At 76.7% G+C, this 5,325-nt stretch carries 5 protein-coding genes and 1 pseudogene; 4 read left to right on the top strand and 2 right to left on the bottom strand.

The window, feature by feature from the left end:
* A pseudogene (locus I53_RS20765) lies at positions 1-568 on the bottom strand (hypothetical protein); the annotation flags it as partial.
* Positions 569-898: 330 nt separating this feature from the next.
* Between I53_RS20765 and I53_RS20760 the strand changes: the two are divergent.
* From I53_RS20760 to I53_RS20745, 4 genes are all read left to right on the top strand, one after another.
* Positions 899-1,531, top strand: coding sequence for a PadR family transcriptional regulator (locus I53_RS20760; RefSeq protein WP_043354204.1), 633 nt, complete (start codon positions 899-901; stop codon positions 1,529-1,531).
* 30 nt (positions 1,532-1,561) lie between these two features.
* Complete coding sequence (locus tag I53_RS20755) at positions 1,562-2,479, top strand: glycosyltransferase family 2 protein (RefSeq protein WP_043354202.1); 918 nt, start codon at positions 1,562-1,564, stop codon at positions 2,477-2,479.
* The gene (locus tag I53_RS20750; RefSeq protein ID WP_043354201.1) at positions 2,476-3,432 is read left to right on the top strand and encodes a glycosyltransferase family 2 protein; all 957 of its coding nucleotides are present in this window, start codon (positions 2,476-2,478) and stop codon (positions 3,430-3,432) included. Before I53_RS20755 ends, I53_RS20750 begins: the two co-directional genes overlap by 4 nt.
* A 150-nt stretch (positions 3,433-3,582) precedes the next feature.
* Positions 3,583-4,506, top strand: coding sequence for a hypothetical protein (locus I53_RS20745; RefSeq protein ID WP_043354199.1), 924 nt, complete (start codon positions 3,583-3,585; stop codon positions 4,504-4,506).
* A 9-nt stretch (positions 4,507-4,515) separates the two neighbouring features.
* On the opposite strand, the gene rutD is transcribed toward I53_RS20745, so the two are convergent.
* On the bottom strand, positions 4,516-5,316 hold the full coding sequence (gene rutD, locus I53_RS20740) for a pyrimidine utilization protein D (RefSeq protein ID WP_043354208.1): 801 nt from the start codon (positions 5,314-5,316) through the stop codon (positions 4,516-4,518).
* Positions 5,317-5,325: the final 9 nt, after the last annotated feature.

Below are 5,325 nucleotides of genomic sequence, written 5' to 3'. Positions count from 1 at the left end.
CGGCCCTCGCGCCAGCCGGAGGCCATGTAGTGGTCGACCGGATCGACGCCGGCGGCGGCGAGGTCTGGTTGTTGGCCAGGTAGAAGGCCCTGTCCACGAGGCGGCGGGCGAGGCGCTCGGCCTGGGCCGTGTCGGGCTTGGGCAGGGGCGCGCCGGCCGCGCCGGCCGCCCCGCCCGCGCCGCCACCCTCGCCGCTGGCCCGGGCGCGCCGGCGCGTGAGGGCGTGCAGGAACGGGTTGATGCCGGCCCGGGCGAGGTAGGGGCGGTCGGCGAGGTAGGCGGCGGAGTCGAAGTCGGGGCGCGGGTCGCGGCCCTCGCGCCAGCCGTGGACGAGGTAGTCGCGCACCGGATCGGCCGTGATCCCGTACCAGCTCGCGTAGAAGGCCGCGTCGACATGCGGGGCGAGGGCGCCGATCAGGCGCGCCTCGAGATCCGCACCGGTCGCCGCACCGGCCCAGCGGCGGTGCAGCGCCGCCGGCTTGGCCAGCGGATCGCGCAGCCGGCCGAGGCGGCGCCGCATCCGCGTCAGGGCCGAGGTCCGGCCGGTCCCGTCGGAGCCGCGGCGCATCTCAGGACTCTGCGGAGGGGCGTTCGCCGCGGGCCGTCACGAGGCGCGGCATCCATCGGCCGCCCGCCGGGCGGGCGCGGTCGAGGCGCGGGGCTCTGATCGGGTCATGGGCGGCAGCTGGCGGGCAGCGTCGGGGGCGCAAGGCGGCGCGGGAGCGGTCATCCTGTCGGACACCTGTCGCACTAACGGAACCGGCGGAATCCGTAAACCGTGGGTCGCCGGCACCGTCCGCCCAGGATGGCGGCGTCGCGGGTCGGAGGCAGGCGCCTTGCGGGCATCCGGATTTCGATATATCTTATATTTAGACATATCGAAATCGAGTCGAAAATCATGCACCCACACCGCCCGGATGTCCTGCACGCCGATCCCTTCGATGCCTTCCGCGTCCGCGCCCATCGCGGTCCGATGGGGGCCGATCCCCGCGGGCGGCACGGTCCGCACGGCCACCACGGTCGTGGACCCGGGGAGCGCCGGATGTTCGGCCGGGGCGGCCGGGGCGACCTCTCGCGCTTCTTCGCCCACGGCGACCTGCGCCTCGTCATCCTGCACCTGATCGCCGAGAAGCCGCGCCACGGCTACGAGATCATCAAGGCGATCGAGGAGCGGGTCGGGGGCGCCTACAGCCCGAGCCCCGGGACGGTCTACCCGACGCTCACCCTGCTGGAGGAACTCGGGCACGTCACGGTCACCCCCGGGGAGGGCACCAAGCGGCTGCACACGATCACGCCGGAGGGGCAGTCCGTCCTGGACGGCAACCGCCCGGTCCTCGACGCGATCCTCGCCCGGATGGCGGAGGCCGAGGCCGCCCGGGGCGACGGTCCGCCGCCCTCGGTGGTGCGCGCTCAGGAGGGTCTGAAGCTCGCCCTGCAGATGCGGCTCGCCCGCGGTCCGCTCAGCGCCGAGCAGGCCGCCGCCGTCACGGCCGCGCTGGAGGCGGCGACCGCCGCGGTGGAACAGGCGTGAGGGATCGCGATCGCCGCCGGGACGCGACCGGTGCCTGACCCGCGGCTCAGCCGCCTCGTGCTCGGGGTCACCCTGTTCCGGCCGGGTCCGGAACAGGTGGAGCGCGTGTGCGCCCTGGCCTCGGCCGGCTTCGCGGCGGTGATCGCCTTCGACAATGGCGGCCTCCCGGCCGGGGCGGCGGAGCGCCTCGCCCGGGCCGGCGTCACGCTGCTGTCGGAGGGGACGAATCTCGGCATCGCCGAGGCGCTCAACCGGATCGCCGCGGCCGCCCAGGCCGCGGGCGCCGGGACCCTCCTCCTCCTCGACCAGGATGCCGAACCGCCCGGAGATCTCGCCGCCGCGCTGCTGACGGCCCAGGACCGGCTGCGGGCGGCCGGGATCCCGGCGGCGGTGGTGGGCCCGGCCCCGGCCCCGGCGCCCGGCCACAAGGCGCCCGCCTACCCGCCCCGTCCCGGCGCGCCGGGGCATGGCGACCTCGCCCCGGTGCAGTTCCTGGCGACCTCGGGCTCGCTCGTCGACCTCGCCGCCTTCGCCCGGGTCGGGCCCTTCCGCGGCGACTTCTTCATCGACGGGGTCGAGCTCGAATGGTGCTTTCGCGCCTGGAGCCTCGGCTACGGCTGCTACCAGACCCGCGCCGTCGCGATCCCGCACCGCGTCGGCGGCGGGACGATCCGGGCCTTCGGGATCGCGATGCCGCGCCAGCCCCTGTTCCGCATGGGGACCTATCTGCGCAACGCGATCTACGCGTGGCGGCTGCCGCACGTGCCGCTGCGCTGGAAGCTCGCCCAGGCCGCCTACCTGCCGCTCCAGGCCGGGTTGTACTGGGCGGATTCGGGCTGGCGGCCCGCCGTGCTGCTCAGGCTCCTCGCGGCCGCCCGCGACGGCGCCCTCGGGCGCCTCGGGCCGCCCCGGGATCTGCCCAGAGATGAGCCGAGAGATCTGCCGTGACCGACCGCCCTGCCCTCGACGTGGTGATCGTCAACTGGAACGGCGGCGGGCTGCTGCGCGCCTGCCTCGCGAGCCTCGCGGCCGCGCAGGACGCCGCGGCCGTGCAGGTCACCGTGGTGGACAACGCCTCGACGGACGGCTCCATCGAGACCCTGCCCGCCCTGCCCCGCCCGCTCCGGCTGATCCGGAACGCCACGAATCTCGGCTTCGGCCGGGCCTGCGACCAGGGCGCCGCCGCCGGCGACGCCCCCGCGATCCTGTTCCTCAACCCGGACACGCAGGTCGCGCCCGACGCGCTCGGCGTGGCTCTGGCCGCGCTGATGGCCGACCCGCGGACCGGGATCGTCGGCGCGCGCCTCGTCGAACCCGACGGGCGGACCGCGCGCTCCTGCGCCCGGACCCCCTCGGCGCTGGGCCTCCTCGGCCGCGCCCTGGCGCTGGACCGCCTCGGCCTCCTGCGGCCGCACTTCCTCCTCGAATGGGACCATGCCGCGGACCGCGCCGTCGACCAGGTGATGGGCGCCTTCCTGATGATCCGCCGCGACCTGTTCCGGACGCTCGGCGGCTTCGACCCGCGCTTCTTCGTCTACTGGGAGGATGCCGACCTCTGCGCCCGAACCCGGGCGGCGGGCTTTTCCGTGCGGCACGTGGCCGGGGCGGTCGCCCGCCATCTCGGCCAGGGCACGACCCGGCAGGTGCGGGCGCGGCGGCTGTTCTACTTCCTGCGCAGCCAGATCCTCTATGCCGGTAAGCACCACGGCGTCGCCGCGGCCCTCGCCCTGACGGCGGCGAGCTTCGGCGCGCAGGTGCCCCTGCGGCTCGCCCTGGCCCTCGCCCGCCGCTCCCCCGGGGAGGCCGCGGAGGTCCTGCGGGCGGCGGGCCTCCTGGCCGCGGCGCTGCCGGGGCTCGTGCCGGACCTCCTGGGGTCCGCGCGCGCGCGGACCGCCGGCTGAGCGGGCCGGCTGAGCGGGCCGGCTGAGCGGGATGGCGATGCCGCACGCGACCCGAAGCGCCCTCCGCGCATCCCCGGTCACATCCGCCGTCACATCCGCCTGCCGCCTCATCGGCCGGGCCGGGGCCGCCGCGCCGCACCGGATGCGGCCGTGAACCTGACCTTCGCCGGGGACGGCCGGTTCTGGGCCTGCGCCTTCCTGGGCCTCGGCCTGCCGGTCTGCCTCGCGCTGGCCTGGATCGATCTACCCGGCGAGACCCCGTCCGCCCTCGATGCCTTCGTCCGGCTCGCCCGCATCGCCGCGTTCCTGAGCCTGGGTCTCGCCGCTCTGGCCGTGGCGACCCGGGGACGGGCCGCGCTGTTCGCGCTGCTGTGCTGGCCGGCCTCCCTCGCGGCCGCCTCCGGTCCGGACGGGCTCGTCCTCGCGCTGGCGGCCCTCGCCGCCGCGCTGCTCAGCCCCCGGCCGATGACGGGCCGGTACAGGCCGGCGCGCCTCGCCGGAGCGACGCTGGCGATCGCCCTGGTGGTGCTGGCGCGGCCGGCCTGCGCCCCCCTCGCCGGGATGCTGCTGGTGCCGTTCCCGCCGCCGGGACGGCTTGCCCGCACCTGCCGGGAGCGGCTGCCCCTCGCCGCACTCGCCCTCTTGCCGGCCCTTCTGCCGGCCCTCTCGGCTGCGAGCCTCGGGACGCCGCACCCCGCCGGAGCCGGGCACGGGCCCATGGCCCTGCCCGTCCCGCTGCCCGGTTTCCTCTCCGGGCTCTGGGCCGTCGCGCTGCTGGTGCCGCTGGTCGCGCTGCGGCGCGGCCCCCTGCCCCCGCGGGCGGAGCGGCTGTGGCTCTCGGGGGGCGCGCTGCTCGGCCTCTGGCTGATGGTCGGGGCGCAGGCCCTCGCTCCGGCGGGCGGCCCCGGCGGGCTGCAGATCCGAGACCTCCTGCCGCTGGCGCCGATGCCGATTCTGGCCTTCGCCCGGGGGCGGATCGGCACCGCGGCGGCCCTGCGCTGGCCGGCCCTGCTCGTGGTGCTGGCCGCCGCTCTCGACGCGGTGGCGCTGCCGATGATCGCGCTGCGGCTGTAGGAGAAACGCTCAGTCCCGGTCGAGGAAGTCCAAGAGTGCCCGGTTGAACGCCTCGGGCCGGGTGACGCTGTGGGCGTGGCCGCCGTCGGGGGCGAGGGCGAGCCGGGCCTTGGGCAGCGCCGCCGCCAGCCGCTCGGACCGCGTGTAGGGCACCAGCACGTCGTCCCGGGCCGCCATCACCAGGGTCTCGTGGCCGATCGATCCGAGACGCTCCGCCACCGTGAAGCGCTCCAGGGCGGCGATGCGCGCCAGCACGGTCTCGGCGCCGGGGAAATGCGCCAGCGCCTGCGCCTCGTCGTGGGCGACGCGCTCGGCCTGCGCGGAGAGCCAGGGCGCCGGGTACAGGAAGATCGCCTGGGCCCGCACGAAGGCCTCCGGGCCGCCCCCCGCCAGGATCGCCCGGCGGGCCGCGAAGCAGCGGCGCGTGGCCGGGTCCAGGGCGTCCCAGCCGTTGATCACCACGATCCGCCCGACCCGGTCGGGCGCGTCCAGCGCCATCTGGAGGGCGATCAGGCCGCCCAGGGCGTGGCCGACCACGTCCGCCCGATCGATCCCGGCTTCGTCCAGCACCGCGCACGCGTCCCGCGCCATGGCGGGTATGTCGTGGTCCGGCCCGAGGGGGCCGGGCGAGCGCCCGGTGCCGCGATGGTCGTAGGTGACGACCCGGAACCGCGCGGTCAGGGCCGCCATCTGCGGCGCGAAATAGCCGGCCCCGCCGCCGAGCCCCGGCGAGAGCAGCACCGGCCGCCCGTCCGCCGGGCCCGCCACCGCGTGATGGAGGGAGGCCGCCCCCGCCGCGAGCGTGGCCATCAGCGGCCG

The organism is Methylobacterium sp. B1 (genome assembly GCF_000333255.1).
GTDB lineage: Bacteria > Pseudomonadota > Alphaproteobacteria > Rhizobiales > Beijerinckiaceae > Methylobacterium > Methylobacterium fujisawaense.
The sequence above is the reverse complement of the archived record's forward strand: the minus strand, read 5'-3'. Positions and strand labels throughout refer to the sequence as shown.

What these genes read in the sequence shown, in the direction of transcription:
- I53_RS20760 (WP_043354204.1), top strand. Translation starts at nt 899, where the DNA reads ATGCACCCACACCGCCCGGATGTCCTGCACGCCGATCCCTTCGATGCC.
- rutD (WP_043354208.1), bottom strand. Translation starts at nt 5,316, where the DNA reads ATGGCCACGCTCGCGGCGGGGGCGGCCTCCCTCCATCACGCGGTGGCG.